We start from the raw sequence: 1,562 nt of genomic DNA, 5'->3' as shown, positions 1-1,562 counted from the left end.
ATGAAGGCAGCCGAGATCGTGGTTTTCAAAGTCTTCATGGTTTCACTCCCTATTTTGTTTTGTCATAGTTGAAAGAACGCGCAGACTGGTTCAGAGATCAGGCAAGGCAAATGCAAACGGCAGGTCGAGACAGTGAAGTGGACGTTCGTCATCGCAGGCATCATTCTCTGGCCGCTCACTGCGCAGGCCGTTGAACTGCACTACAATCATGTCGACAAGGGAACGGCCGGCCTCAACCACGTCCCGGTGACGGTGCGCAATTCTGGTGCAGTCCCGCTCGCCTGCACCATCCAGCTGGCGCACTGGTATTCGTTGAACCTCGAGGACGCGCTGCCGGGCGGGCGCACGCTCGTCGATCTGTGGTTCAATCCTGCTACCGGCAGCTACCTCATCCTCAATGACAAGCAGGACAACATGCCGGTCGAGGCGCTGTGGTGCGGTATTTCGGGCCGCGCCTTCGAGACGCGCACGGCCATCGAACTGGACCGCAGCAAGGGGACTGAGCCGAAGCCGGGCGAAGTCAACTGTGCGGCAGCGAGTGACCGGCTGATCTGCAAGCGGGGCTGAACGCGTCAACAAGCTCACGCGCCGCCCTCGAGTATGCGGCGGATGGCCACGAGCTTCTGCGCCCGTTCACCCTGCAACGCCGGAATGGTGCCCGCGGGATAGTCAAATATGCCGCCACCGCTTTTGAGGCCCAGTCTTCCGGCGGCAATCCTTTCCGTCACAGCGGGCGCAACATCTGCGCGATTGCAGAGCTCTGCATTGAGGAAGCTCGACACGGACTGGTAGATGTCCATCCCCGCCATGTCGAGAAGCGCCATCGGGCCCACGACCGCAATCTTGTAGCCGATGCCCCAGGAGACGCAGGTATCTAGATCCTCGGGCTCGATGACGCCACGCTCGACGAGGTCGACGGCCTCGCGCAACAGCGCATAGAGCACGCGGTTCTCAACGAAGCCCGGCACGTCCTTCTTCACCACCACCGGCAACAGTCCTATGCCGCGGATCAATTCACGGATTGCGGACACGGTGTCCGGCGCCGTCTTCTCACCCGCTATGACCTCGATCATCGGAATGATGTGCGGCGGATTGGACCAATGCATGCCCACGAAACGCGCGGGGTTGGAGATATGCGCCTGCAGCTTGGTGATCGGAATGCCGGAGGTATCGGACGCCACGATGACCGCCGCGCCGATCATCGGATCCAGCGTGCAGTAGAGCTGCGCCTTGGTCTCGATGTTCTCGGGCACGTTCTCGATCACCAGTTCCGCACCGGCGACAGCGTCCTCCAGCGAGGTGGTGAACCGCAAGGTTCCGGCGCCGGCTGCGGGTGCCGCGATGCCGAGCCGATCGAGAACGCCCTCAATCGTCGTGAGCATGCCCTTGCTGCGATCGATTGCCGCTTCGGAGATGTCGAAGGCAGCCACATCGATCCCGCCGCGGGCAAGCCGCGCCGCGATGCCGGGGCCCATGGTCCCCAGTCCGATGAGGGCGGCCCTGGCGATCATGTGGTGGCGGCCTTTAAAGCGTCGCGGCCTGCAATCGCAGCCATCCAGCGC

Annotated in this window: 2 protein-coding genes; one reads left to right on the top strand and one right to left on the bottom strand. The window is 62.4% G+C overall.

The features are described from left to right. Positions 1–132: 132 nt before the first annotated feature. Positions 133–567: a hypothetical protein gene (locus WCJ41_RS22230; protein WP_336908013.1), complete on the top strand. Its 435-nt coding sequence runs from the start codon at positions 133–135 to the stop codon at positions 565–567. 14 nt (positions 568–581) lie between these two features. Here WCJ41_RS22230 and fhmpcd1 read toward each other — a convergent pair. Next, positions 582–1,562, bottom strand: a 981-nt coding sequence (fhmpcd1, locus tag WCJ41_RS22225) for a 5-formyl-3-hydroxy-2-methylpyridine 4-carboxylate 5-dehydrogenase (protein WP_336908012.1), incomplete at its 5' end; no start/stop codon positions are given.

It is taken from the genome of Aestuariivirga sp., assembly GCF_037139295.1.
GTDB lineage: Bacteria > Pseudomonadota > Alphaproteobacteria > Rhizobiales > Aestuariivirgaceae > Aestuariivirga.
This window is presented reverse-complemented; position numbering and strand designations above follow the sequence as displayed.